This is a genomic window from Arthrobacter sp. TJ-263, assembly GCF_058269155.1.
Genome location: NZ_JBZCNE010000002.1, coordinates 501,889 through 526,539 on the forward strand (window position 1 = coordinate 501,889; position 24,651 = coordinate 526,539).

Annotated in this window: 25 protein-coding genes; 20 read left to right on the forward strand and 5 right to left on the reverse strand. The window is 70.5% G+C overall.

The window, feature by feature from the left end; all coding sequences use genetic code 11:
- Positions 1–25 precede the first annotated feature (25 nt).
- From AC4D2F_RS12820 to AC4D2F_RS12855, 8 genes are all read left to right on the forward strand, one after another.
- Positions 26–691, forward strand: a complete 666-nt coding sequence (locus AC4D2F_RS12820; RefSeq protein WP_104168535.1) for an SDR family NAD(P)-dependent oxidoreductase — start codon at positions 26–28, stop codon at positions 689–691.
- A 43-nt stretch (positions 692–734) separates the two neighbouring features.
- On the forward strand, positions 735–1,580 hold the full coding sequence (locus AC4D2F_RS12825; protein WP_490910875.1) for an NAD(P)-dependent oxidoreductase: 846 nt from the start codon (positions 735–737) through the stop codon (positions 1,578–1,580).
- Between the two features lie 61 nt (positions 1,581–1,641).
- Positions 1,642–2,091, forward strand: a complete 450-nt coding sequence (locus AC4D2F_RS12830; RefSeq protein ID WP_490910876.1) for a hypothetical protein — start codon at positions 1,642–1,644, stop codon at positions 2,089–2,091.
- A gap of 53 nt (positions 2,092–2,144) precedes the next feature.
- A complete protein-coding gene (locus AC4D2F_RS12835) occupies positions 2,145–3,245 on the forward strand; it encodes an acyl-CoA dehydrogenase (RefSeq protein WP_490910877.1) in 1,101 nt (366 codons plus the stop codon).
- Positions 3,239–4,609: a PIG-L family deacetylase gene (locus AC4D2F_RS12840; protein WP_490910878.1), complete on the forward strand. Its 1,371-nt coding sequence runs from the start codon at positions 3,239–3,241 to the stop codon at positions 4,607–4,609. The genes AC4D2F_RS12835 and AC4D2F_RS12840 overlap by 7 nt, the downstream gene beginning before the upstream one ends.
- A complete protein-coding gene (locus tag AC4D2F_RS12845; protein ID WP_490910879.1) occupies positions 4,606–5,292 on the forward strand; it encodes a glycosyltransferase in 687 nt (228 codons plus the stop codon). The genes AC4D2F_RS12840 and AC4D2F_RS12845 overlap by 4 nt, the downstream gene beginning before the upstream one ends.
- A 117-nt stretch (positions 5,293–5,409) precedes the next feature.
- Positions 5,410–6,636, forward strand: a complete 1,227-nt coding sequence (locus AC4D2F_RS12850) for a helix-turn-helix domain-containing protein (RefSeq protein WP_490910880.1) — start codon at positions 5,410–5,412, stop codon at positions 6,634–6,636.
- Positions 6,637–6,822: 186 nt separating this feature from the next.
- Positions 6,823–8,001 carry a ScyD/ScyE family protein gene (locus tag AC4D2F_RS12855; RefSeq protein WP_490910881.1) on the forward strand — a complete coding sequence of 393 codons (1,179 nt, stop codon included), beginning with the start codon at positions 6,823–6,825 and terminating at the stop codon, positions 7,999–8,001.
- 64 nt (positions 8,002–8,065) lie between these two features.
- Here AC4D2F_RS12855 and AC4D2F_RS12860 read toward each other — a convergent pair whose 3' ends face one another.
- The 4 genes from AC4D2F_RS12860 to AC4D2F_RS12875 form a co-directional block, all read right to left on the reverse strand.
- The gene (locus AC4D2F_RS12860) at positions 8,066–8,821 is read right to left on the reverse strand and encodes a hypothetical protein (RefSeq protein ID WP_490910882.1); all 756 of its coding nucleotides are present in this window, start codon (positions 8,819–8,821) and stop codon (positions 8,066–8,068) included.
- Positions 8,818–9,342: a DUF421 domain-containing protein gene (locus AC4D2F_RS12865; protein WP_490910883.1), complete on the reverse strand. Its 525-nt coding sequence runs from the start codon at positions 9,340–9,342 to the stop codon at positions 8,818–8,820. The genes AC4D2F_RS12860 and AC4D2F_RS12865 overlap by 4 nt, the downstream gene beginning before the upstream one ends.
- 9 nt (positions 9,343–9,351) lie before the next feature.
- Complete coding sequence (locus AC4D2F_RS12870) at positions 9,352–9,759, reverse strand: four-helix bundle copper-binding protein (RefSeq protein WP_490910884.1); 408 nt, start codon at positions 9,757–9,759, stop codon at positions 9,352–9,354.
- Between the two features lie 117 nt (positions 9,760–9,876).
- Positions 9,877–10,281 (reverse strand): PGPGW domain-containing protein, encoded by a 405-nt coding sequence (locus tag AC4D2F_RS12875; RefSeq protein WP_490911102.1) that lies wholly within the window; start codon positions 10,279–10,281, stop codon positions 9,877–9,879.
- A 268-nt stretch (positions 10,282–10,549) separates the two neighbouring features.
- On the opposite strand from AC4D2F_RS12875, the gene AC4D2F_RS12880 reads away from it, so the two are divergent.
- The 8 genes from AC4D2F_RS12880 to AC4D2F_RS12915 all read left to right on the forward strand — a co-directional run bounded on the left by AC4D2F_RS12880 (position 10,550) and on the right by AC4D2F_RS12915 (position 20,481).
- Positions 10,550–10,810, forward strand: coding sequence for a GlsB/YeaQ/YmgE family stress response membrane protein (locus tag AC4D2F_RS12880; RefSeq protein ID WP_104168545.1), 261 nt, complete (start codon positions 10,550–10,552; stop codon positions 10,808–10,810).
- 164 nt (positions 10,811–10,974) lie between these two features.
- On the forward strand, positions 10,975–12,168 hold the full coding sequence (locus AC4D2F_RS12885) for a LolA family protein (RefSeq protein ID WP_490910885.1): 1,194 nt from the start codon (positions 10,975–10,977) through the stop codon (positions 12,166–12,168).
- A gap of 46 nt (positions 12,169–12,214) precedes the next feature.
- Positions 12,215–13,162 carry an ABC transporter ATP-binding protein gene (locus AC4D2F_RS12890; RefSeq protein WP_490910886.1) on the forward strand — a complete coding sequence of 316 codons (948 nt, stop codon included), beginning with the start codon at positions 12,215–12,217 and terminating at the stop codon, positions 13,160–13,162.
- On the forward strand, positions 13,071–13,985 hold the full coding sequence (locus AC4D2F_RS12895; protein ID WP_490910887.1) for an ABC transporter permease: 915 nt from the start codon (positions 13,071–13,073) through the stop codon (positions 13,983–13,985). The genes AC4D2F_RS12890 and AC4D2F_RS12895 overlap by 92 nt, the downstream gene beginning before the upstream one ends.
- Positions 13,986–14,085: 100 nt before the next feature.
- The gene (locus AC4D2F_RS12900) at positions 14,086–15,108 is read left to right on the forward strand and encodes an extracellular solute-binding protein (RefSeq protein WP_490910888.1); all 1,023 of its coding nucleotides are present in this window, start codon (positions 14,086–14,088) and stop codon (positions 15,106–15,108) included.
- Entirely contained in the window at positions 15,105–16,808 is a 1,704-nt protein-coding gene (locus AC4D2F_RS12905; protein ID WP_490910889.1) for an ABC transporter permease, read from the forward strand. The genes AC4D2F_RS12900 and AC4D2F_RS12905 overlap by 4 nt, the downstream gene beginning before the upstream one ends.
- Entirely contained in the window at positions 16,805–17,950 is a 1,146-nt protein-coding gene (locus AC4D2F_RS12910) for an ABC transporter ATP-binding protein (protein WP_490910890.1), read from the forward strand. Before AC4D2F_RS12905 ends, AC4D2F_RS12910 begins: the two co-directional genes overlap by 4 nt.
- The gene (locus AC4D2F_RS12915; protein ID WP_490910891.1) at positions 17,947–20,481 is read left to right on the forward strand and encodes an AMP-binding protein; all 2,535 of its coding nucleotides are present in this window, start codon (positions 17,947–17,949) and stop codon (positions 20,479–20,481) included. Before AC4D2F_RS12910 ends, AC4D2F_RS12915 begins: the two co-directional genes overlap by 4 nt.
- Before the next feature lie 6 nt (positions 20,482–20,487).
- On the opposite strand, the gene AC4D2F_RS12920 is transcribed toward AC4D2F_RS12915, so the two are convergent.
- A complete protein-coding gene (locus AC4D2F_RS12920) occupies positions 20,488–21,078 on the reverse strand; it encodes a 3'-5' exonuclease (RefSeq protein ID WP_490910892.1) in 591 nt (196 codons plus the stop codon).
- A 264-nt stretch (positions 21,079–21,342) separates the two neighbouring features.
- On the opposite strand from AC4D2F_RS12920, the gene AC4D2F_RS12925 reads away from it, so the two are divergent.
- From AC4D2F_RS12925 to AC4D2F_RS12940, 4 genes are all read left to right on the forward strand, one after another.
- Complete coding sequence (locus AC4D2F_RS12925) at positions 21,343–22,170, forward strand: nuclease-related domain-containing protein (RefSeq protein WP_490910893.1); 828 nt, start codon at positions 21,343–21,345, stop codon at positions 22,168–22,170.
- A 26-nt stretch (positions 22,171–22,196) separates the two neighbouring features.
- The gene (locus tag AC4D2F_RS12930) at positions 22,197–23,423 is read left to right on the forward strand and encodes a hypothetical protein (protein WP_490910894.1); all 1,227 of its coding nucleotides are present in this window, start codon (positions 22,197–22,199) and stop codon (positions 23,421–23,423) included.
- Complete coding sequence (locus AC4D2F_RS12935; protein ID WP_490910895.1) at positions 23,420–23,788, forward strand: PH domain-containing protein; 369 nt, start codon at positions 23,420–23,422, stop codon at positions 23,786–23,788. Before AC4D2F_RS12930 ends, AC4D2F_RS12935 begins: the two co-directional genes overlap by 4 nt.
- Before the next feature lie 179 nt (positions 23,789–23,967).
- Positions 23,968–24,573 carry a putative glycolipid-binding domain-containing protein gene (locus AC4D2F_RS12940; protein ID WP_490910896.1) on the forward strand — a complete coding sequence of 202 codons (606 nt, stop codon included), beginning with the start codon at positions 23,968–23,970 and terminating at the stop codon, positions 24,571–24,573.
- Positions 24,574–24,651 lie beyond the last annotated feature (78 nt).

Genomic DNA, 24,651 nt, shown 5'->3' on the forward strand with positions numbered 1-24,651 from the left:
AGCACGCTGATGAATTGCACCCGATATGACTACTATCGCGATCATCGGAGCAGGACGCGGCCTCGGAGCCGCAGTGGCACGCCGTTTCGGAGCGGAGGGCTTCTCGGTGGCCCTCATCTCCCGGAGCCAGGGCAAGCTCGACGCCCTCGCGGAGGACCTCGGCAAGGAGGGTATCCAGGCCCGTGGCTTCGCCGCGGACGTCCGGAACCCCGAATCGATCGCCGCGGCCCTCGAAGCGGCCACCGAGACGCTCGGGCCCATCGAGGTCCTGCAGTACAGCCCCCTCCCGCAGAAGGACTTCATGCGGCCCGTCCTCGAGACCACCCCGGCGGACCTCAGGGGTCCGGTGGAGTTCTCCATCTACGGCCCCGTGGCCGCCGTGCACCAGGTCCTGCCCGGGATGCGCTTCCTCGGCGGGAACCGGGGCACCATCCTCTTCATCAACGGCGGCTCGGCCGTGAAGCCCGGCCGCTCCGTGACCGGCACGTCCGTGGCCTTCGCCGGCCAGGCCGCCTACGCGCAGCTGCTGCACGAGGTGCTCGGCGAGGAAGGCATCCACGTCTCGCAGCTGATCATCGGCGGCCGGATCATCGAGGGCGACCCGGAGAAGGACCCGAACGTCCTCGCGGACGTCATCTGGGGTCTCCACGCCCGGCGGGACACCTTCCGCCACCAGATCAGCGCCGACTGACCATCGACCGCCCGACGACACCGACAGCCACCGGAGGACCATCATGAAGATCGCACTGCTCGGCGTAGGACGCATGGGCCACGAACTCGGCGTGCACCTGCTGCGGGCCGGCCACGAGGTCACGGCCTGGAACCGCACGGCGAGCGCCGTCGACCGCCTGCACGACGCCGGCGCCGCCCGCGCCGGGTCGGCCCAGGAGGCGGCGCAGGACGCCGACGTCGTCATGACGGTGCTCTTCGGACCGGACACGGTCCGCGAGGTGGTGCTCTCCGGGCTCGAGATCCCGGCCGAAGCCGTCTGGCTGGACGTCACCACCGTCTCCCCGGAGGACGCCCGCGAGTTCGCCGACTACGCCGCCGCGGCCGGTGTCCGCTACGTCCACGGGCCCGTGATCGGCAGCCTCGCCCCGGCGCGGGCGGGCACGCTCGGGGTCCTGCTCGGCGGCGCGGCCGGGGATGTCGACGTCGTCGAGCCCCTCGCCGCGCTGTGGGGTGATGCCGAGCGCCTGCGCCGCGTGGCGACGCCGTCGGACGCCGCGACCGGCAAGCTGCTCGCGAACCTCGCCCTGGGCGTCACGCTCCAGGGACTCGTGGAAGCCCTGCGCCTCGGCAGGACCAACGGGCTCGACGCCGCCGCGGTCCTCGACCTGCTGCAGGGCACGGGTCTGGGTGTCATCGCCGGGATGAAGGGGCCCGTCATCACCGGGGGCACGTTCGGCGACACCCAGTTCTCCGCCGATCTCCTCGCCAAGGACGCCCGGCTCATGCTGCGCTCCAGCACCGATCCCCTGCCCGCGGTGACGGCACTCCTGCAGTCCCTCACCGACGCCCAGCGCGCCGGGGCGGGCGACGACGACATCGCGGTGATCGCGAAGCCCGAGCTGGGCTGACCGCAGCATCCGGCCGGAAAGTGCTGTCTGGAGAGCCGCCGATCTGGGTACCGTGATCGGTATGGCTACCCCTGACACTTCCGGTCCCGATTCCAACCACCAGCGCCCCGACGGCGTCTCCGACCTCACCGTCGAGGCTCTCGGCAAGCTCTCCGAAGCCCTCGAGGTCGTGGAACACGCCCGCGGCTACCTCTACGGCTTCCACCGGCTCACCGGCAAGGCGGACCTCAACCTGTCCGAGGCCGAGGAGCTGTTCCGCAAGGCCGGGCACACGGGGCTCGCGGACACGCTCGCCTCGGAGATCATCGGCCGCAACGTGATCGAGGGCCGGTGGACCTTCCAGATCATGGAGGACTACGACGACAGCTACTACTCCGCGTTCAAGTCCTTCGAGAAGGAGGCGCGTGACGCCCTCGTCGGGGGCAAGCGCCACCTCTTCGAAGCGGAGATGAAGGAGGAGCGCCGCACCAAGGGCGAGGAGCACCACGAGGCGCTGCCGCCCGAGGCCTGAGCACCGACCCGGTGGTGCGCAAGTGGCAGCCGCGATCTCAGTAGACTTCGAACATGCTGCGCCCCGACGATCGATCCCCGACGCTCCCCTCCCCGGACCGCGCCGAGCGCCAGCACCCCGGAGACCACCCGCTGGACGTCCTCGTCGACCGGGTCGATGCTGCACGGGGCTCCCTCCCGCGCACGCTGGCGCTCGCCGGAGAACTGGGCGCCGCGGTGCCCCTGCCGGGATCGGGCAGGACGGCCCTGACCTGGCAGCTCCTCACTACACTCGCCGCCGCGGATCTCACGGTGGCGCGCGTCGTCGAACCCCACCTCGACGCCCTGGCGATCCTCGACCAGGCCGGGATGGGCACTCCCGCCGGACCTGCCGGCCTGCCCGACGGCGCCGGGACGTGGGGCGTGTTCGCCGCGGAGGGGCCCGGCGTCGCACTCACGGCGTCGGAGGGGCCGGACGGCACCTGGACCCTCACGGGCGTCAAGCCCTGGTGCTCCCTCGCCGACCACCTCGACTCCGCGATCGTCACCGCCCACGTGCGTGAGGGGAAGCGCCGGGCCTTCGCCGTGGATCTTCGCGCCGACGGCGTCACGCCGGAGCCCGCCGACGCCTGGGTCAGCCATGGCCTGGCCGCGGTGACCAGCTGCTCGGTGTGCTTCGACGCCGCCGCGGCCGTGCCGGTCGGGAACGCCGACTGGTACCTCGACCGCGACGGCTTCGCGTGGGGCGGGATCGGGGTCGCGGCCTGCTGGTTCGGGGGTGCCCTCGGCATCGCCCGCACCCTCCTCGCCGCGTCCCGGCACCGCACCCCCGACCAGATCGCCCTCATGCACCTCGGGCGGGTGGATGCCGCCCTCCACGGGACGCGGACGGCACTCGCCGCCGCGGCGGACGCCGTCGACGACGGACGCGCGGGCGGACAGGACGGCGCACTGCTCGCGGCCCGCGTGCGCTCCCTGGCCTTCGACTGCGCGGAACTGGTGCTCGAGGCGGCGGCCCACGGGCTCGGCCCGGCGCCCCTGGCCTTCGACGAGCGCCACGCCACCCGCGTCGCCGACCTCCACCTCTACCTGCGGCAGCACCATGCACAGCGTGACGACGCCTCCCTCGGGCGGCGCGTTCTCGAGGGATCGCAGCAGGGCGGTGCGGCATGGTGAGCTTCACGCACGACGGCGAGGGGACGCCGGAGAGCCACTGGCGCACCTGGGAGCAGGACCGCGAACCGGGCGGCGATCTCCAGGTCGAGGAGCTCTTCGACGGGCGGCTGCCCTCCCGGTTCATCCTCCTGGCCGCACACCCCGACGACGAGACGCTCGGAGCCGGCGGCCTGCTCTCCCGGCTCGCGCGCGACGGCGTGCGGTGCGACGTCGTCGTCCTCAGTGACGGCGAGGCGTCCCACCCGTCCTCCCCCACCCACTCACCGCAGCAGCTCGCGGAGCTGCGGCGCGGCGAGGTGACCAACGCCCTGCAGGTCCTGGCGCCGGCCGCCCGGCTGACCTTCGAGGGCCTGCCCGACGGCGGGATCACGCCGGAGGACGTCGCGGCGGTCCTGACCCGCGAGCTCGGCGACGGCGAGGCCTCCCGCACCCTGGTGGCCGCCCCGTGGCGCCACGACGGACACGCCGACCACGACGCCGCGGGCGCCGGCGCGGCGCAGTTCTGCAGCGACCGCGCCATCGCGCTACTCGAGTACCCCATCTGGCTCTGGCACTGGGGAACGGCCGAGGAGCACGCGAAGGAGCTCGCCGACCTGTCGCTGCACCACCTCGGCGCCGACGAGCGCACCCGTAAGGGCTCCGCCCTCGCCACCCACGTCACCCAGACCCTGCCCCTGTCCGACGCTCCGGGCGATGAGGTCCTGCTGACGCCCGGCGTCCTCGAGCACTTCAGCCGCAGCTTCGAGTCCTTCTTCGTCAGCGGCGTGCCGTCCGCCTTCGAACGCCTGCACCGCGACCGGGCGGATCCCTGGGAGGTCGCCGAGCGGTTCTACGAGCAGCGCAAGCGCGCCCTGACCATCGCCAGCCTGCCGCGGCGCCGGTTCTGCCGGACCCTGGAGATCGGCTCGTCCGTCGGAGCACTCACGAAGGACCTCGCTGCGGTGTCGGACAACCTGCTGGCGCTCGACACCAGCGAGACGGCGGTGCGCCGGACCAACGAGGCGGTCATCATGCATGCCGCCGCCGGCGCGAGGCTCGCCACCGTCCCGCGGGACTGGCCGCGCGAGGACGGGCCCTTCGACCTGATCGTGCTCTCGGAGACCGGCTACTTCCTGTCCTCGGACCAGCTCGACGACGTCATCCGGCTCATCGGTGAATCGCTCGACGACGACGGCGTGCTGGTCCTCTGCCACTGGCGCCACCCCATCGAGGGCTGGGAACTGGACGGGGACACCGTCCACCAGCGCGTCCGGGACCTGTCGGGCCTTCCCACGCTCTCCCTGCACACCGAGGAGGACTTCCTCCTCGAGGTCTTCGTCCCGGCGCCTGCCGCCTCCGTCGCCCGACGCGAGGGCCTGGTGTGATCCCGGGCCAGGTGGCCGTCGTCGTCCCCGCCCGCAACGAGGAGGAACGGCTCGCCGCGTGCCTCGCCTCGCTCGACGCCGCGCGGCTGCACCTCCTCCGCACCGTCCCGCGGATCCTCGTGTCCGTGACCGTGGTCCTCGACCGCTGCACGGACCGGTCCGCGGCCGAAGCACGCACGGTACCGGGCATCTCCGTCATCTCGGGCAGCTTCGGCTCCGTCGGTGCGGCCCGTGACGCAGGCGTCAGGTTTGCGCTGGCGAAGTCCCGCAGCCTGCCCGTCGGCACCTGGATCGCGAACACCGATGCCGACACCACGGTGCCGCGGGACTGGCTCCTCCAGCACCACCGTCTCGGCAGCGACCACGATCTCGTCCTCGGAACGGTCCGGCCCACCCTGACCCCCGACAACGGCGAACGGCTGCGGCTGTGGTCCGCCGCCTACGTGCCCATCGACGGACATCACCACGTCCACGGCGCGAACCTGGGGATCAGGGGAAGCACCTACCTGGAGCTCGGCGGCTTCGGCCCATGGGAGCAAGACGAGGACGTCCGCCTCGTGGAGCGGGCCAAGGCGGCCGGCGCGCGGTGGGCCGCCTCCGGGGCACTGACCGTCTCGACGTCGTCGCGCACCGTCGGCCGGGTCCCGGCGGGCTTCTCCACCTACCTCGGTCGGCTCGGCTGAGGGAACCCGTCGGCGCTTTTCCTGATTGTCCACGGCATCTGTTAGACAAGGGGAGTCACGGACAGGGCCTTTGCATGGGGCGGGCCGCCGTGGCCGCGTTCTTGGGGGATGAACAACATGCGATTCGGAGACATGCTGCGCCAGGCGCGCACCGCTGCGGGACTGACGCAGGCGGAACTGGGAGACGGGGTCTACTCCACCCAGTTCGTCTCCCTGCTGGAGCGCGGGCTGCGCCAACCCACGCCGGACATGGTGCAGCATCTCGCCGCACGGCTCGGTATGGACGCCCGGACCCTGGGCTGGTGGGTGGAACAGCCGGCCGTCGATGACCAGCCGGGTCTCACCAGCGCCATGTTCGCTGCGAACTACGCGCGGGACATGCACGACAACGCGCTGGCAGCATCCGAGGCGGAACACGCCGCGAGCATTGCCCACGAGCAGCGGAACGCCCCGGCCTGGTGGGACATGTCCATGCTCCAGGCCCAATCGCTGATCGGCCTGCGCCGGCTCGACGAGGCAGAGAACGTCCTGCTGTCCATGGACCGGTCGTCGCTGATGGTCGCCACACCCGAACTGCGCTCGGTCGTCCAGGGGCGGCTGTCCACCATCGCGCGGAACGCGGGACGGCTCGCCGAAGCCCTCGAGCTCGCGCGCCGTTCGATGGAGCTCGCCGCCGGACTCCCGGACCATGCACCGGCCCGCCTGCAGGCGGCCTTCATCCTCATCGCCGCCCTCTCCGTCAAAGGGGAACTGGACGAGGCATGGGAGGTGGCGACGAGCCTGGACATCAGCGACGGAATGCTGACCGTGCCGTCACTCCTCGTCGCCCGAGGGGCCTGGGCGATCGGCAACGTCGCCTTCCGCCGTGGGGACCCGGAGGTCGGCGAGAAGTACTACGCGCTCGCGGGCGAGCTGCTGCTGCCGCAGGCGGACCTGCAGACCTGGACCGAGTTCCACTGCGCCAGCGCCGGCTACAAACTGGTCCTGGGGTTCGTGGACGACTCGGTCCGGGCCTCGCTCGCCAACGCGGAGCTCGGGCTCCGGATCATCGGCACCGAGACCCAACGGCTGGAACTCCAGCTCGCGCAGGTCAGGCTCGCTCTCCTGACGGCGGACCTCGATACGGCGGAAGAGCTGCTGAAGCGCCTGATCGACCAGCGCGATCTGCTCGACTTCGAGTCCGAGACGGGGCTCGAGGAGAGCCTCGGCCTGTACTACGCGGCGCGCCGGTCCCCCAGGCAGGCCGCCCACCACCTGACCGCTGCGGCGCACCTGCACTCCGAGGCCGGTGCGGAAGAGAAAGCACGCGAACTCCTGGACCAGATCCGGACCCTCTCCGACTGACCGGCACCGCTCTTTAGGGTCGTGGGACGGTCGACACCCGTCCGGTGCGGTCCTACCATGGCAGGTGCGCGAATGCCCTTGGGCACCAGGGCCGCGCCCGTCGGAAAGCGGCCCCAGCCGCCGCTTCTCGGTGCTGGGGCCGGTAACAGCGTCTCGTGATGAAACGCACCCCATAGGACATCCATCATGCAGGGTAAGAACACGCCCATCGTGGCGGCGGCACTCGCCGTCGCCCTCCTGTCCGCTGCCGGCGCCGCCACGGCGTCCCCCACGGTGACCATCTCCGCGCACCGCGGCGGGACGGTGACGGCCGGCGACACGACCGAACTGGCCACCGGACTCGTCAGCCCGCTCCGCGTGGGCATCGGTCGCGACAACACCGCCTACGTCTCGCAGAACTTCGCGGGCAGACTCACCAGCGTGGACCGCAGCAGGACCGTCGCCACGGTGCTCGATCGTCCCGGCATCGAGATCGGCAGCGTGTCCATCACCAAGGGCGACGTGTACTACACCGAGAGCGCCGGCGGCCCGGGCAGCCCCGACCCGGTCGTCGCCAAGGTCAGCGTCCTCGAGGACGGCGAGCCGCGCGTGCTCGCGGACCTCGCCGCGCTCGAGACCGAGAACAATTACGACGCCGACAACGAGTACGGGTTCCAGGACCTCCCCGAGGAGTGCGCGGCCCAGCTCCCCCAGGACCTGCTCCCCTTCCTGCTCCCGCACGGAGGCGACGCCTACTCGCACCCCTACGCGACGGCGGCGTCCCACTCGGGACGTCACGTGTACGTCGCCGATGCCGGGGCCAACGTCATCTGGACCGTGGACACGCGGCGCGAGACGGTCGACGCGACCGTCCTCGAACCGGTGGCCACGCCGGTCACGGAGGAGCTCCTCACCTCACTCAAGGGACAGGGCATCGCGCTTCCCGATTGTGTCCGCGGCCTGACGTTCAACTCCGAACCCGTCCCCACCGACATCGAGTCCGGTCCCGACGGCCTGCTGTACCTGACGTCGCTGCCCGGGGTCCCGGAGGATCCGACGCTCGGGTCGGTGCGCAGCTTCGATCCCAGGTCGGGTGACGTCGAGCTCGTCGTCTCCGGTCTGACCTCGCCCACCGGGCTGGCCTTCGACCGCCGCGGCAACCTGTTCGTGGCCGAGCTGTTCGCCGACAGGATCTCGGTCATCGCGGCGGGGACCGAGGAGGCAGTGCCCTTCCGTGAGGTCACCCGGCCCGCCGACGTCGAGGTGGACGGCAAGTACCTCTACGCGACCACCAACGCAGTAGCGGGCAACCCCGGACCCGAAACTCTCCCGACCCAGCCGCAGGGCACCCTCGAGCGGACCCGCCTGGACTACGGCAGGAGGTAGCCCCTGCACCGAGTCCCTCCACCGACGACGCGTCCCACCGGGGCGCGTCGTCGCGCGCCTCGGGTCATACCTCCCGGTCGGTGCCCACCTCGCCTGCACGAACGAAGGCACCATCGGCCGCCGGGGCAGGAACGGACGCGGCGGCTCTCGGCGCCGGATCGGCCCCGCGCAGGAAGTACGCTCCGAGCGACCCCGCGAGCGTCGCGAAGACGGCCACCGAGTACACCGCGAGCAGGACCTGCAGGATGCGCGCGAAGGAGGTCGTCGGGGTGAGGCCCGTCCCCGTGATCGTCGCCATCGCGGCCTCGAACAGGGCGTCCGCGTACGAGTCGTGCGTGCCGGTCGCGTAGAGCAGCTGGCTCGATGCCAGGACCACGACGGCGGTCACGGCCGCGAGCCAGCCGATACGGCTGGACAGCAGGCGACCCGCCGATCGTGAGCCCCGGATGCCCGCGGAGACGATCCCTCCGAAGCGGGCGTAACGCGCGAGACGAACGAAGCGCAGCGCCTGCAGGGCACGGAAGAAGCGCAGGAACGGCACGAGGAGGAACACCACCTGCCACCAGTTCTTCGTCCAGAACGCCTTGCTGAACCCGGCGATGTAGGCGCGCAGGAGGAATTCGGCGACGAAGACGGACCAGAAGATCCATCCCACAACGGTGAAGGCCGTGATCACGCCGGCGCCCGTCGCCAGCAGCTGCCCCAGGACGACGAACAGGAAGATCACGCCGAGGACGCCCATCGGCCTGTCGAGTCTCGCGGCCGCTGCTTCCGCCCGCTCCAGCCCCGCGCGTTCACTGCGCGCCGTCGTCGCGCTCATCGCGCCCGTCCCGGGTAGCCGCTGACCCCCTCCAGGGCCGAACCGCTACCACGTGTGCTTCCGGAAATCACGCTGAGCTTCCCGTTCGTCTCGAGCACCACGGCGGCTACGGAGGACAGGTCGCCCGAACCCGTGCCGCGCACCGCCTGGAACACTTCCGATTCCGTGAGCCGGTTCCGGCGCAGCTCGTCCCTCTGCAGTTCCCCGTCCACGACCAGCGCGACGGGCTTCGCCGTCACCACGCCGCGGGCCTTCGGCCACCGCGCAGAGACCCGGGCCACCACCCATTGGAGGCCCACGAGCAGCGCCAGGGCAGCCAGGCCCTCGGCGTACGCGACGTCGGAGCTGAGCAGGATCGTCGCAAGCGTCGATCCGAGGGCCACGGTGATGATGAAGTCGAACGCGTTGAGCTGGCCCAGGGTCCGCTTGCCCGAGAGCCGGAGAACCCCCACGAGGGTGGCGTAGGAGACGGTACCCACGATGAGGACCCGGAGAACATCCGCCCAGGAGTCGAACCACATGTGCGCCGCCTACGCCATCGACGAGAGCAGTGCGTCACACGCCTGCTCGCACCGTCGGCAGGCCTCTGCGCACACCCGACAGTGCTCGTGCATTTCCGCGTGCTGGGCGCATTCGTCCCCGCACGCCCTGCAGGCTGCCCGGCAGGCTTCGAGAACGGCCCGGCTCAGGTTCGCGTCATAGCCGGTGTGTCGGGAGAGGACGCGACCGGTGCTGTCGCAGACGTCGGCACAGTCGAGGTTCGTCCGGATGCACTTGCGCAGCTCGGCCACCATGTCCTCGGCGAGGCAGGCATCAGCACATGCCGTGCAGGTCTGGGCACATTCGAAGCATGCCTCGATGCATTCGACCAGCAGGTCGCGGTTGAACCCGTCGCGTCCCTGGGGGTAGGTGTCGAGCATGGCGCCGACGTTCGTCATGGGATTCTCCTTCGATCGTTGGACAGGACCTGTGCCCGGACGGATACCTTTTCGACAGTACGCTTAGTAATTTGCGTGGTTCCACTGGTCTCCCGGATCGATACGCTCCGGTGATCTTCAGTGCCCGGGCCGGAAGCGGCGGATGCTGTAGACGATGAAGAGGGCCGCGAGCACGCCGGACAGGGCGAGACCCGGACCGACGCTCCACCCGCCCGGGATCCACCACGTCGCACTCAGGGGCCACCACCCCGGCGCCGGGGGCTGCACGCCCCACAGGACCCCGAGCAGGACGAGTCCGAGGGCCCCCGAGAAGCTGAGGACGATGTTCGGCGTGGTCTTCACGCCCTGCGCGGCCCCCGCGAAGGCCTTCTCCTTGACCGGCCGGAGCCACCGCCGCGCCCAGTCGTACTGCTGGGCCAGGACGGCCAGGCCCGCGACGAGCGCCAGCAGGCCCGGTCCCGGAAGGACGAGCGCGGCGAGGCCGATCAGCACCAGCAGCCACCCGACCACGAGGCCGAGGATCCGACGTGCGCCCTGGGGCCTGGTGCGCCCGGCGGAACTGGAGCCGTTCGACCTCCTGCGGTGGCCTTGTCGATGCCTAGGTCGATGCATCCGAATTATTCAGTAGGCTTCTCATTCCTCTATGATGGATACCGATCGACGCCGGGGGCAAGGACCACGGCCGCGTATGCCGGGCTTGCCACACCGCCCGGAGCATGGCCGGCAGGGAGTCCCGACCGGCTGGACCCCATACTTCCCGCGCAGCGCGGGCCTCAGAAGGAGACTCATCATGATCGGATTCATCATCGCCGGCCTCATCATCGGCGCACTCGCTCGACTCATCAAGCCCGGCAAGCAGAACCTCGGCCTGATCGCCACGCTCCTGCTCGGCATCGTCGGATCCCTCATCGGCGGCACCATCGCGAGCTTCCTCGGCACCGGACAGATCATGGAACTGAACGTGATCGGCTTCATCGTCTCGGTCATCGCAGCAGTGCTCCTGATCGGCGTCGCCGAGAGCCTCTCGGGTCGCCGTCGCGTCACCCGCTGATCCATCCCGGCATGAACGAAGGGCGGCCCCGGCCGCCCTTTTTCGTGCCCGGCACGTGCCGCCGCTTCCGCTCGTTCAAGCAGTACCCGTGCCCACAGAACGTCCAGCTTGCGGGTGTAGCGTTAACACCAGATGGGGCACAGATTCGTTCGGAAGGCTCAATCATGAACAAGAACTGGCGCTGGCTCCCCGCCGGCATCGTCCCGGTCGTCATCGTCACCGCCGCGGTCAGTGGGTCCGCCGTCGCCGAAGCCCAACCGCAGCTCCCTGCGAAGACCGCGCAGGAACTGCTCGAATTCGTGGCGACCAGCACGGATGACGCCTACTCCGGCACCGTCGAGCAGTCCTCGGACCTCGGCCTGCCCGACATCAGTATGGCCACCCCTCCGGGCGGCACCTCCAGTTCGGACCCCACCTCCACCGCGCTCGAACTCCTCACCGCCGACCACACCGCGCAGGTCTACGTCGACGGACCGGACCGGGCACGCGTCCAGGTGCTCGACCAGCTGGCCCAGCGCGACGTCGTCGTCAATCAGGACGACGTCTGGTTCTACGACTCCAGCGCCAACGAGGCCATGCACGCCGTCCTGCCCGACCGCGAATCCGCGAAGGCAGAGCTCGAGGCGAAACTGCAGGAGAAGGCCGCCGAGTACCCCGAACTGCAGGACGTCCCCCGCACCCCCGCGGAGCTCGCCGAGGTGTTCCTCGCGACGATCGACCCGTCCACCGAGGTGACCGTGGACGGCACGAGTCGTGTGGCCGGTCGCAGCGCCTACGAACTGCGGCTTACCCCCGAGGACGCCACGACCCTGATCGGCTCCATCGCCGTCTCCGTCGACTCCGAGACCGGTGTCCCGCTCAGCGTCACCGTCCAGGCCAAGGGCCAGGAGGACGCCGCGTTCCAGGCCGGCTTCAGCGCCGTCGACTTCAGCATCCCCGACGCCGGCATCTTCGAGTTCACCCCGCCCGCCGACGCCACCGTCACCGAGGCACCCACGGTGGACGACGCCAGGGCCCGCATGGAGGCGAAGGACGAGCCCGTCGCGACAGACGAGCCCGTGGTCCTCGGCGAAGGCTGGAGCACCATCGTGGAACTGCCCGCCGGCACCGCAGCGAAGCTCGGGGTCGCCCCGGGCAGCGGCGAGGCAGTCGGGATGGGCGACATCATGGACATCAAGCCCGGCATGGACCCCGAGGAGGTCGCCGGAGCGCAGGCGATGCTGGACCAGGCCCTCACCGAGGTCGACGGCGGCAGCGCCCTGCAGACCTCCCTGGTCTCGGTGCTCGTCACCGACGACGGCCGCATCCTCGCGGGCGCCGTCGGCGTGGACCAGCTCGTCGCCGCAGCCCAGCGGTGATCGCCGAGGATCCAGCGGACCCTGCACTCCCGGTGCGGGTCCGCGGGTGAGCGCCGACGGGTTCGCGATCGAGACGCGCGGACTGACCAAGGAGTTCGGCCGCCAGAAAGCGGTGAACAGCGTGGACCTCGCCGTGCCCCGCGGCACCGTGTTCGGCTTCCTCGGCCCCAACGGGTCCGGGAAGACCACCACCATCCGTGTGCTCCTCGGCCTCGCCGCGGCATCCAGCGGCGAGATCCGGCTGCTCGACGGCGACATGCCGAAGGACGCGCGCGCCGTCCTGCCCCGCGTCGGAGCCCTCGTCGAAGGTCCCGCCATCTACCCGTTCCTCTCCGGACGCGCCAATCTGCAGCGGTTCGACGCCGCCGACCGCCACACCTCCCCCGCCACCCGCAACCGGCGTGTGGACGCCGCCCTCGAGCGCGTGGGCCTCAGCCATGCGGCGAACAAGCGGGCGCACGCCTACTCGCTCGGCATGAAGCAGCGCCTCGGGATCGCCAACGCGCTGCTCGCCCCCCGGGACCTGCTGATCCTCGACGAACCCACCAACGGCCTCGACCCGCAGGGCACCCGCGAGGTCCGCAGCCTCATCCGGTCCCTGTCGGAGGACGGCACCACTGTCTTCGTCTCCAGCCACCTGCTCGCCGAGGTGGAGCAGATGTGCACGATGATCGCCGTCATGAGCGCGGGGAGGCTCGTGGCCCAGGGCTCCCTCGACGAACTGCGGGACGGGGGCACCGTCCGGGTCCGCGTCACCACGCCGGACCTGGCCGATGCCCGCCGGGTCCTCACCGGCCTCGGCCTCCGCCCCGAACCCCACGGGCGCGACGACGTCGTCGCCGCCGAACTGGCGGTCCCCGGGCTCCTGCCCGAGGCCGTCAATGCCGCTCTGGTCCATGCCGATGTGCGGGTCCGCGGCTTCGAGGCCAGCGGCGCCTCGCTCGAGGACCGCTTCGTCGCACTCACGGGAGAGGGGTTCGACGTTGCCGGCTGAACGGTCCCTGGGCCTCTCGCTCGTCCTGTCCGAGATCACCGTCCTGTTCCGGCGGCTCCGCACGTGGGCGATGATCGGCGCACTGGCGCTGATCCCCATCCTCATCGCCGTCGTCGTCCGGGTCTCCTCCGACGGCTCGGCCAGCGGACGCGGCCCGGCGTTCCTCGACAGCATCACCCAGAACGGCCTGTTCGTCTCGCTCACGGCGCTGACCGTGGCCATTCCGCTGTTCCTGCCGCTGACCATCGGCGTCGTCGCCGGAGACACGATCGCGGGTGAGGCCAACCTCGGTACCCTCCGGTACCTGCTCGTCGCCCCCGCGGGCCGCATCCGGCTGCTGCTCGTGAAGTACACCGGGGCGGCGCTCTTCTGCCTCGTGGCCACCCTGACGGTCGTGGTCACCGGCGCGATCATCGGGGCGCTGCTGTTCCCCGTGGGCCCGGTGACGCTCCTGTCGGGGGACACCGTGGGCATCGTCGGCTACTTCGGCCGGCTGCTGCTGCTCGCGCTGTACGTGACGGTATCGCTCATGGGGCTCAGCGCCATCGGGCTGTTCATCTCCACGCTGACCACCATCCCGGTGGGCGCGATGGCCGCGACGGCCGCCCTGGCCGCCGTCGCGCAGATCCTCGGCGCGCTCCCCCAGCTCGAATGGCTGCACCCGTGGCTGTTCACCCACTACTGGCTGGGCTTCGCCGACTTCCTGCGTCAACCACTCGTGTGGAACAGCTTCCTCGACAACGCCCTGCTGCAGTTCGGCTACATCGCCGTGTTCGGGAGCCTCGCCTACGGGCGGTTCAGCACCAAGGACATCCTGAGCTGACGACGCATCCACCGAATGGCCGCGTCGACTTAGATTAGGCTACCCTTGCCTAGAGGGCTGTGCTCTCCCGACGACTTCCCCCGCCTGAGATGAGACCCTGATGCACCCGCGCCCCCTGACGAAAACGCTCGTCGGCCTGACCGCCCTGACATCCATCCTCACGGGCTGCAGCGCCATCGGCGGCGACTCCGCGGACCTCCAGATCTACTCGGCGCGGCACTACGACCTCGAGGGCGCGTTCGGGCAGTTCACAGAGGAGACGGGCATCACCGTCGAGTTCATCACCGGTGACGACGCCGAGCTCCTCGAGCGCCTCAAGGCCGAGGGCGACGACACCCCCGCGGACGTCTTCATGACCGTCGACGCCGGCAACCTCTGGAACGGCGCGCGCCAGGGCGAACTCGCCGCGACCGACTCCCCGGTGCTCGACGAGGCCGTCCCCGAGGACCTGCGCGATACCGAGGGCCGCTGGTACGGGCTCGCCCTGCGCGCACGGACCGTCACGTACAACCCCGACGCCGTGGACCCCGCCGAGTTCGATGCGACCGAGACCTACGCGGGCCTCGCCGACCCGAAGTGGAAGGGCCGCCTGTGCATGCGGGACGCCACCTCCGCCTACACGCAGTCCCTCGTGGCCAGCCTGATCGACCTCCACGGCCGGGAGCGGGCCCTCGAGATCGTCGAGGGCTGGGTGGCCAACGACGTCGCGATCATGAGCAACGACATCCTGCTGCTCGAGGCCATCGACGCCGGCACGTGCGACGTCGGCATCAACAACCACTACTACCTGGCCCGGACCCTCGAGGAGAACCCCGACCTCAAGGTGGACCTGTTCTGGGCGAGCCAGGAGGGTGCCGGGACGCACGTGAACATCTCCGGCGCGGGCGTGGTCGAAGGCTCGGACAGCGCCGAGGACGCGCAGCAGCTCATCGAGTGGCTCGCCACGGACGGGCAGAACGCCTTCGTCGACGCCAACCACGAGTTCCCCGTCAACCCGACCGTCGAGCCCGAGCCTGTCATCGCCGCCTTCGGCGAGTTCACGCGCATGCCGCTGAACGCCGAGGCCTACGGGACGCTCAACGCCGACGCCGTCGACCTGCTTGCCGAGGCCGGATACAAGTGACGGACACGGCGGCGCTCGCCGAGCCGCGGCCGCCCCGCCGTCGCGACCGGACCTACGGGGTCGGCCGACCGGCCTGGTCGGCGCTGGTCGTCACCGTCGCCGTCGTCGTCGCCACCCCCGTCCTGGCCGTCGTCATCGACGGACTCGGGAGCCTCGGCAGCACCGCCCCGCCGCGGGACCTCGTCCCGATGATCCTCACCACCATCGCCCTGATGCTGGGCGTCGGCGCGGGAGCGCTGCTGGTGGGCGGGGGCCTGGCGTGGCTCGTGACCGCCTACCGGTTCCCGCTGCGTGACCTGCTGGTGTGGCTGCTCGTCCTGCCGCTGGCCGTGCCGGCCTACGTGCTCGGGTTCATCTTCCTCTCCGTGTTCGACGTCGCCGGCCCCGTGCAGTCGCTCCTGCGGACCGTCTTCGGGACGGGCGTATGGGTGCCCGAGGTCCGCTCGCTGCCCGCCGCGATCCTCGTGATGACGCTGTCCCTGTACCCGTACGTCTACCTGATGGCGCGCTCGGCGCTGATCGAGCAGTCCTCGGGGACGTACGACGCCGCCCGCACCCTCGGGTCCACGCGCGGGCAGGCCCTGCGACGCGTGGTGCTGCCGCTCGCCCGGCCGTCCCTGGCCGCAGGGCTGGCCCTGGTGATGATGGAGACGCTCACCGACTTCGCCACGGTGCAGTACTTCAACGTGCAGACCGTCTCGGTGGGCGTCTACCTCGTCTGGAAGGGCACCTTCAACTTCCACGCCGCCACGCAGCTCGCCGTCCTCGTCCTCCTGTTCGCCGTGGCCGTGCTGGCCGCCGAGCGGGCCCTGCGGGGGCGGGCGCGCTACCACCAGCAGGGCGGACGCCGGCAGGGCTTCCAGCCGGAACGGCTGCGGGGCGCACGCGCCTGGACCGCGACGGCGCTCTGCGTGGCCGCCCTGTCCGCCGGGTTCCTCATCCCCGTGGGGCAACTGCTTATCTGGGCGTTCGGGCAGATCGTCTCCGACGCGTCCTTCCTCGCCGACCCGCGCTTCGCCGAGTACCTGGCCAACAGCCTCCTGGTGGCGGCGATCACCGCCGCCGCGTGCGTCGCCCTCTCCCTGGGCGTCGGCCACGCGATCCGGATGGGCGGGGGGCGTGTCGTCTCCTTCGCGGCGCAGCTGACCACGTTCGGGTACGCGGTGCCCGGTGCCGTCATCGGCATCGGTGTCCTGCTGTCCTTCGCCGCCCTCGACACCGCACTGGAGCGTGCCGGCGTGCCCGGAGGCACCGGGCTGATCGTCACCGGCTCCGTGGTCGGCATCCTCTACGCCTACGTGATCCGGTTCCTCGCCCCGGCCTACCAGTCCGTCAGCGCCAGCCTCGAGAAGATCGCCCCGACCGTCACGTCCTCCGCGCTGAGCCTCGGCGCCGGACCGCGCCGCATCCTCGGGCGGCTGCATCTGCCCCTCGCCCGGCCCGGCGTCGCCGTCGCCCTGATGCTCGTGGTGATCGACGCCATCAAGGAACTGCCCATCGTGCTGCTCCTGCGGCCCTTCGGCTTCACCACGGCGTCCGTCTGGGTCTACGAGCTCGCCCGCGAGAACTTCTGGGAAAAGGCTTCCCTCCCGGCCCTCGTCATCGTGGCAGCGGCCATCATCCCCGTGTTCGTGCTCGTCCGCCAAACCCGTGGGCGCGAGGCACACGGGATCGCTTCTTCAGGAAGGGAAGGACAGTGACGGCACAGATGCAGAGCGCGCCACCGGCCGAGACCGGCACGGCCGGCGCCCCGCCCGCACTCACCCTCGAAGGCGTGACCAAGCACTACGGGTCCGCCCGCGGCGTGGAGGCACTCGACCTCGCCATCCCCGCGGGTGAACTCGTGACGCTGATCGGCCCCTCGGGGTGCGGCAAGTCGACGACGCTGCGGCTCGTGGCGGGCCTGGAGCGGCCCGACGCGGGGCGGATCACCGTGGCCGGCGACGTCGTCGCGGACAGGACGCGGTTCGTGAACCCGGAGAACCGCCGCGTGGGGCTCGTGTTCCAGGACCACGCGCTCTTCCCGCACCTGACCGTCGCCCGGAACGTGGAGTTCGGGCTCGACCGGCTAGCGCGCAGCGAGCGCCGGAAGCGCGTCGGCGACCTCCTCGACCTCGTCCAGCTGCCCCACCTCGCGGACCGGTACCCGCACGAGCTCTCCGGCGGCGAGCAGCAGCGCGTGGCCCTCGCGCGGGCGCTGGCGCCGCGCCCCGCCGTCGTCCTCCTCGACGAGCCGTTCTCCAGCCTCGACGAGTCGCTGCGCGGGCAGGTGCGCCGCGACACCGTGGCGGCGCTGCGGGAGACCGGCACCACGGGCGTGCTCGTCACGCACGACCAGACGGAGGCGCTGTCCGTGGGCACCCGCGTGGTGGTCATGCACAACGGCGTGATCGAACAGGCCGACGCCCCCGAGAAGGTCTTCGAGCAGCCCGCCACGCGCTTCGTCGCCTCGTTCATGGGCGACGCCGACTTCCTCCCCGCCCACGTGCACCGCGCCCTGCTGACCTGCGAGATCGGCGTCGTGTCGACGGTTCCGGGGTGGGCGGACAGCGACGTGGACGTCGACGTCGTCCTCCGGCCCCACGAGGTGGCCCTCCTCCCGGACGCGGAGGCCACCGCCCACGTCTCGGCCGTGGAGTACCACGGCGCGTTCGTGCTGCACCACGTGACGCTCGCCTCGGGGCGCACCCTGCGGTCCTGGCAGCCCCACGACGTGCGCCACCCCGTCGGCACGGCCGTCACCGTGACCGTGGCCCCCGGCACCCATCCCACGCTCCTCGTCGGCGACCGGGCGGTCACCACGCCGCCCCGCAACGCCCCGAGGCCCCCGGTGGCCCCATGAGCGTCGACCCGGACCTCTCCGAGGCCACGTTCACCGACCTCGCCCGCCACGGGAACCGGCCCGCGGTCCTCACCGCCCACGGCGTGCTCTCCTACCGCCAACTGGCGGCGCGGGTCGACGACGTCGTGATGCGCCTCGGTACGGAGCGGCGGCTCGTCCTGCTCGCCGCACGCAACGACCTCGAGACCCTCGTGGCCTACCTCGCGGCGGTCACGGCCGGCCACCCGCTGCTGCTCGTCCCGGCGGACAAGCCCGCCGCCGTGGAGTCCCTCGTGGCCGCCTACGAGCCCGACGTGGTACTGCGGACGTCCGGCGGGTCCCTCGAGGTCGACGAGCGCCGGCCCGGCACCCGGCATGAGCTCCACCCCGAGCTCGCGCTGCTGCTCAGCACCTCGGGCTCCACCGGCTCCCCGAAACTGGTCCGGCTGTCCCGGACGAACCTCGAGGAGAACGCGCGGTCCATCGCCGGGTACCTCGGCATCGGCCCGGACGACCGCGCCGCCACCACCCTGCCTTTCTCCTACTGCTACGGCCTGTCCGTCGTCAACAGCCACCTGGCCCGCGGGGCAGGTCTCGTCCTCACGGACCTGTCCGTCGTCGACCCCTGCTTCTGGGACCTCGTCCGCGAACGCGGCGCCACCTCGTTCGCCGCCGTCCCCTACAGCTTCGACCTGCTGGACCGGGTGGGCTTCGCGGACATGGACCTGCCGAACCTGCGCTACATCACCCAGGCCGGCGGGCGGCTCGCACCCGAGAAGGTGCGGGCCTGGGCGGAGACCGGCCAGCGCCGCGGCTGGGACCTGTTCGTCATGTACGGGGCCACGGAGGCCACCGCGCGAATGGCCTACCTCCCGCCGGACCTCGCGGCGGAGCACCCGGGGACCATCGGCGTGCCGATCCCGGGCGGTTCCTTCCGGATCGACCCCGTCGACGGCCTGCCGCACGGTGAACTGGTCTACTCCGGCCCGAACGTCATGCTCGGCTATGCCGAGAGCCCCGGGGACTTCGCCCTCGGCCGCGAGGTGCACGAGCTGCGGACCGGCGACCTCGCCCGCCGGAACGCCAACGGGCTCTACGAGGTGGTGGGCCGTCGCAGCCGCTTCGTGAAGATCGCCGGGTTGCGGGTGGACCTCGGGCAGGTGGAGCGGATCCTCGCCGATTTGGGCGCGGTCGCCGCCGTCGCCGGGTCCGACGACGACGGCCTGGTGATCGCCGTCGAGGGAGAGCACGACGGCGGCATGCTGGCCAAGGTCCTCGCCGTCGATCTCGGGCTGCCCCGCACCGCCATCGCGCTGCACACGGTGGAACGCCTGCCCCGGATGGGCACCGGCAAGATCGACTACCCCGCCGTCCTCCGCCTCGCGGCCCCGGCTGTTGTCCCGGCTTCGGAGGAGCGCCCGGTACGGGAAGGGCCCGCCGACGTCCCGCGCATCTTCGCGGAGTGTCTGGACCGCCCCGATGTGCGCGACGCGGACACGTTCGTCACACTCGACGGCGATTCGCTCTCCTACGTGGCCCTGTCGGTCCGGCTCGAGGCGGCGCTCGGTCCGCTGCCCGCCGACTGGCACCTCCTGCCCGTCGGTGAGCTGGCCGGCCGCAGCAAGCCCCGCCGCCGTCGCCTCGTGTCCTTCCTGGAGCCGTCGATCGTGCTGCGGGCCGTCGCGACCGTCTGCATCGTCGCCGCCCACGTCGAGCTGTTCACCTTTCACACGGCGCACCTGCTCTTCGTCATCGCCGGCTTCAACTTCGCGCGGTTCCAGCTCACCGGCACGCGGTCCGCACGGCTCCGGCGTCATGCCCGGAGCCTCGCGAGGATCGTCGTCCCGTCCGTCGCGTTCATCGCGGTGGCCTACGTCCTCACGGACGACTACAGCCTGGCCAACGTCCTCCTGCTCAACGGGATGGTGGGGCCGCAGGAGGTCACCAGCGAGTGGCACTTCTGGTTCGTCGAGATGCTCGTCTACGTGCTCGTCGCCGTGACGGCCCTGCTCGCCCTCCCCTGGCTCGATCGCCTCGAGCGCCGCCTGCCGTTCGCCTTCGCCCTGGGCCTGCTCGCGGTCACCCTGCTCAGCCGGTACGACATCGTGGATCCCGGCCTGCCCAAGCCCCTGCCCGTGTTCTGGCTCTTCATGCTCGGGTGGGCGGTCGCGCGGGCGGACGACACCCGCCGTCGCCTGCTGGTGTCCGTCCTCGCCGCGCTGACCGTGCCGGGCTCCTTCGACGACCCGCTGCGCGAGGTGACCATCGTGGTGGGACTGCTGCTCATCACGTGGGTGCCGGCGCTGCCCGTGCCGTCGGTCCTCCGCCGCCTGACGGGCTGGCTCGCCGCCGCGTCCCTGTACATCTACCTGACGCACTGGCTCGTCTACCCGATGCTGATGCCCTTCGGACAGGTCGTCGCCGTGGTCGGGTGCCTTCCCGTCGGGGTGGGCTACTGGGCGCTCTGCCGGTGGCTGCCGACCGCCGTGGTCCGGTGGCGCACGCGTTCCATGCAGCGGTCGCCGGTGACGCCGGAGGTCTCCGGCACCTGAGCCGCGTCAGGCCGGACGCCCGCTGACCCGCGTCCTGCGGGTCGACGTCGATCCCGCTGCGGGCCAGAGTACGTCCAGGGAGTGCAGCGCGTGCTGGCGGGCGATGGCGACGACGGCTGCCGCACAGATCTCCGCGTCGCTCCCGGCGTCGTGATGCCGGAACGTGCCGAGGCCGAGGGCCCTCGCGATGTGCGGGAGCTTGTTCACCTCGAGGCCCAGGAGCCGGCGGGCGAGGACGACCGAACAGTGGAACGGGTTCTCCGGCGCCTCCAGCCCCGACTCGGCGCACGCACCGCGCAGCACGGAGCGGTCGAAGGGCGCGTTGTGGGCGACGAACGGGTCGTCTCCCGTGAAATCCATGATGCGCCGAAGGCTCTCCGGCCATCCCGGGGCCGAGCGGACGTCGGCTGGACGGATGCCGTGAACGGCGACGTTGATCGAGGAGAACTCGCTGACGGAGCGCGGGGGCTTGATCAGCCAGGACGCGGATTCGACGACGACGCCGTTCAACACCCTCGCCAGACCGACCGCACACACCGAGCCACGCTTGCTGTTCGCGGTCTCGAAATCGATCGCGGTGAAGTTGAGACCGTGCACTGTTGCTCCCTGTAGCTGTGGCCGCCGGTTCAGGGGCCCCGGACAGCCTAGCCTCGCGGAGTGCCCTGTCCCACCTCGGAGCTGGTCCGAGGTGCGGAAATGCTGACGGAATCCTGCCTCGACCCGGCGCCTCGACGCTGACCGACGTCGGGTTGCGGCCGATAGGTTCAGGGTGATCGGGGCGGGGCTCAGCCCGCCCCGATCCGCCATGCGTGAGTGAAGCGGTAGTCGAACGGGGACCCAGATGAGCACGAGGACGACGCGATGAGTGCTGCCGCCGAGCCGCTGGAGAGCGATGTCAGCTTCGCCGAACCGGAAGGCCTCGGCCTCCTGCGACGGCGTACCCCCGGCCAGTCCGTGATGGAGCAGCTGCTCGAGGTCCGTGGCAGCCGTGACACGAGGGGGCTCATCGCCCGGGCCTTCGGCGTCCGCCTGCTCGACGCCGCCAGCCGCCCCTGGTACCGGGGTGCACTCGGCGAGCGCGCGGTGGGACGCACCCTCGCCGCGCTGGGGCCGGAGTGGACGGTCCTGCACGCTGTACCGGTCGGCGAGAAGTCGGCCGACATCGACCACGTGGTGATCGGCCCCACGGGCGTCTTCACCCTCAACACGAAGCGGCATCCGGGTCAGAGGATCTGGACGGCGAAGGGCACCTTCCTGGTTGCCGGGACGCGCCACCCCTACATCCGGAACTCCGAGCATGAGGCTGTTCGGGCCGGGAAGCTGCTCTCGGCGGCGGTCCGCCACGCGGTGACCGCGGAGGCCGCGATCGTCGTCGTCGACGCGCAGCAGGTGACCGTGAAGGAGAAGCACAGGTCCGTCGCGGTACTCAACGAGAGCCAGCTCCTGCGCTGGATCACGGGGCGTCCCGTCGTCCACACGCCGCAGCAGGTCGCCCTGCTGGCGGCCGCCGCCGCGCAGCCCTCGACCTGGCGGCGTGCGCCGTCGGAGCTCCGCGACCCCGTGGAGGTGGCGCGGTCCTTCGCGGCGCTGCACCGGCTGGTGGAACAGGCACGACGACGACGGATGGGCTGGCTGCTCGCGCTGCCGGCGACGTTCCTCGCGTCGGCCGCGGGCGTCCTGCCGTTCTGACCCTCACCTGACCTGAAAGTCATTCCTTGCTGCATTTCCCCTCGAAGAACACCGCCGCGCACCGGCCGGATCCCCTTGACGTGAACCGCCTGCACCAGCTTCTTGGCCACCACGTCTGGGCGTTCAGCAACTGTCGGGTGGATGCTCCGGGACTGCCGGTCGCCGAGGTGGACTGGCTGTTCTACAACTCTCTCAGGGGTACATTCGTGCTCAGCGAGTGGAAGCGGTACCCGGCCACGGTGCTGCAGGTCATGGACGAGGGAAAGCCCTGGATCCTGGCGGACGGGGCGGCGGTCCCGAATCCGGTGGAACAGGTAGGCAGGCAACTGCAGTCCGTCCGTCGGGTGTTGCGGCAGGACGTCAGCAGGAAGCACTTCCCGTCCGTCGACCAGCATTCCCTCAACCTGTATCCGAGCGTCTACTCACCGCAGATCGACGGAGCGACCCGGCGGGAGCGGTTGCGCTACGGCGCGGTCCACGGCTCCCTCGAGGAGGTGGCCCTCATGGTCGAGCGCAGGGCCGTTACCGCTCCCCTGCTGGTGTCGGGCGGCAGCGCTCGGCGTGAACTGGCGGAGACGTTGACCGATCTCTTCCGCTGCTCGATCGGCTCGGCGGTGCGCCGGAAACTGGACCCTCCTCCGCCCGTGCAGCCGGATCCTGCTGTCCGCATGGCAGCAATTCATCGTGAGCTGGCGGCACTGCATCTCGAACTGGCTTCGCTGCTCGAAACTCCAGACCCACCTACAGCAGCATCTCCGACTCCGATGACGGCTCCCGTACCGCTGGCTCCAGCCCAAGTCGCGGCTCCCGTGCCAGTTGGAGCTCCCGCGCTCCCGCAGGGCAGTCCCGCCCCTCGATCTGACGCCTCGCCACAGTCCGCTGCAAACCCGCCAAAATCCCCGCCGCCGGCCACGAAGGCCTCCAAGTCGTCTGCTGCCAGTCATCTCAAAGGGCACGTGACCCGCCGGGTGCCCGCATCAAAGCCGAGCTCGGAGCACCTCCGTGATGCATTCATCGCAGCACTGCAAGATACGCACTTGAAGTCGAGCGGCGTGCACATCGGCCTGTTCGGCTCGTTTGTGGGTCAGCACCTGAAGGGCGGCATAAAGCTGGCCGATCTCGCCCCTGGTGGATTGAGCAAATGGTGTCATGCTCAGGCCGAGACAGCAGGATTGCAACTGATGAAAGATCCCAATGATCCCTCCGTCGTCAGATGGACCCGGAGGACCAACCCGCAGAAGGAACTCACATGAATCAGATCGTCCACGACCGGCCGGAGCAGCTACAGATGATCCTGTCCGGGCTCTTGCAGGGAGAGCAAGCCGTTGCTGTCTATGACTGCATCGGAGTCGGAACAGGCTTCATCGGGCTCACCAACCAACGCGTCATCCTTCAGGACAAGAGCTTCGTGGGCAACAAGGTGGCGCTGACTTCCCTGCCCTATCGAAACATCCAGGCGGTATCGATGCTGACCAACAAGTCGATGCTCGGGAAGTTCGCGTCCAGCTCCTCGATCGCCGTATCAGCGGGATCGAAAGCCTTCGAAGCAGACTTCCGCGGTGATGAGAAAGCCAAGCACGCCCACGATGTCATCCTGTGGCACCTCATCAACCGGTGAACCGGACACGAGGCGGTTCGCAACGAACATTCTCTGCCCCCTCGTTACGGGCAGCATTCAAGTCGTCCTGCCCGTGAGGGACCGCGTGCCACTTCACTGGGCACTTCCACTCCTGAGCACCGCCACTCCCTGGCAGGGGCCCCTTGTCCCGCGCCGGACGAGCGCGGCATGCTGGGGTGATGTCCTCCCTTTTCACTTGGCGCGGCATCGACGATCCGGATCGCCTGGACCACGCAGTGCTTACCCTCGCGCAGCACCGCCTGAGCGGGCATGGCGTCTCACTGACACCGTCGTATGCCAGTTCCTGGCAGCTCGATGTCGGGGCGGGATGGGTCACCCGTTCACTGCACGTGAGCGTCCAGGGCCGCGGTTGGGGCCGCTCGCTTGCCCTCATTCACGACGGCGACGGCGGCTGGATGGCTGATGCATCCGGCTGGGGTGACACTGCGCTTGAACCTCCCGGGCTTCAGGAGCCGGAAAGCCTGCGGGGCGCCATCGACTGCGATCTCGCATTGTGCCCGGTCACGAACACGATGCCGATCAGGCGTCTGGGCTTCCTCGAGCACGCCGTCCCCGACACCACCTTGGTCATGGCGTGGGTCGAGATGCCGTCGCTCCGGGTTCTCCGGAGCGACCAGGTCTACGCGACCGGCCCGGCAGAGGCGGGGAGATCGGTCCGCTACGCCAACTCCGGCGGGGATTTCCAGGCGGACCTCATGGTCGACGATGACGGCATCGTCGTCGACTATCCGCACCTCGCCCGACGCGTGCGGGTCGAGGACTGAGCCGGTCCAGCGCAGGCTGATGCCGCGCCGTCCCCCTCACGCCCGGCGACGCTCGGTGCTATTTTGGACGCAGTGACA

Excerpts from the sequence above, each read along its gene's own strand:
- AC4D2F_RS12820 (WP_104168535.1), top strand. The coding sequence starts at position 26 with ATGACTACTATCGCGATCATCGGAGCAGGACGCGGCCTCGGAGCCGCA.
- AC4D2F_RS12825 (WP_490910875.1), top strand. The coding sequence starts at position 735 with ATGAAGATCGCACTGCTCGGCGTAGGACGCATGGGCCACGAACTCGGC.
- AC4D2F_RS12830 (WP_490910876.1), top strand. The coding sequence starts at position 1,642 with ATGGCTACCCCTGACACTTCCGGTCCCGATTCCAACCACCAGCGCCCC.
- AC4D2F_RS12835 (WP_490910877.1), top strand. The coding sequence starts at position 2,145 with ATGCTGCGCCCCGACGATCGATCCCCGACGCTCCCCTCCCCGGACCGC.
- AC4D2F_RS12840 (WP_490910878.1), top strand. The coding sequence starts at position 3,239 with ATGGTGAGCTTCACGCACGACGGCGAGGGGACGCCGGAGAGCCACTGG.
- AC4D2F_RS12850 (WP_490910880.1), top strand. The coding sequence starts at position 5,410 with ATGCGATTCGGAGACATGCTGCGCCAGGCGCGCACCGCTGCGGGACTG.
- AC4D2F_RS12855 (WP_490910881.1), top strand. The coding sequence starts at position 6,823 with ATGCAGGGTAAGAACACGCCCATCGTGGCGGCGGCACTCGCCGTCGCC.
- AC4D2F_RS12860 (WP_490910882.1), bottom strand. The coding sequence starts at position 8,821 with ATGAGCGCGACGACGGCGCGCAGTGAACGCGCGGGGCTGGAGCGGGCG.
- AC4D2F_RS12865 (WP_490910883.1), bottom strand. The coding sequence starts at position 9,342 with ATGTGGTTCGACTCCTGGGCGGATGTTCTCCGGGTCCTCATCGTGGGT.
- AC4D2F_RS12870 (WP_490910884.1), bottom strand. The coding sequence starts at position 9,759 with ATGACGAACGTCGGCGCCATGCTCGACACCTACCCCCAGGGACGCGAC.
- AC4D2F_RS12880 (WP_104168545.1), top strand. The coding sequence starts at position 10,550 with ATGATCGGATTCATCATCGCCGGCCTCATCATCGGCGCACTCGCTCGA.
- AC4D2F_RS12885 (WP_490910885.1), top strand. The coding sequence starts at position 10,975 with ATGAACAAGAACTGGCGCTGGCTCCCCGCCGGCATCGTCCCGGTCGTC.
- AC4D2F_RS12895 (WP_490910887.1), top strand. The coding sequence starts at position 13,071 with ATGTGCGGGTCCGCGGCTTCGAGGCCAGCGGCGCCTCGCTCGAGGACC.
- AC4D2F_RS12900 (WP_490910888.1), top strand. The coding sequence starts at position 14,086 with ATGCACCCGCGCCCCCTGACGAAAACGCTCGTCGGCCTGACCGCCCTG.
- AC4D2F_RS12915 (WP_490910891.1), top strand. The coding sequence starts at position 17,947 with ATGAGCGTCGACCCGGACCTCTCCGAGGCCACGTTCACCGACCTCGCC.
- AC4D2F_RS12925 (WP_490910893.1), top strand. The coding sequence starts at position 21,343 with ATGAGTGCTGCCGCCGAGCCGCTGGAGAGCGATGTCAGCTTCGCCGAA.
- AC4D2F_RS12935 (WP_490910895.1), top strand. The coding sequence starts at position 23,420 with ATGAATCAGATCGTCCACGACCGGCCGGAGCAGCTACAGATGATCCTG.
- AC4D2F_RS12940 (WP_490910896.1), top strand. The coding sequence starts at position 23,968 with ATGTCCTCCCTTTTCACTTGGCGCGGCATCGACGATCCGGATCGCCTG.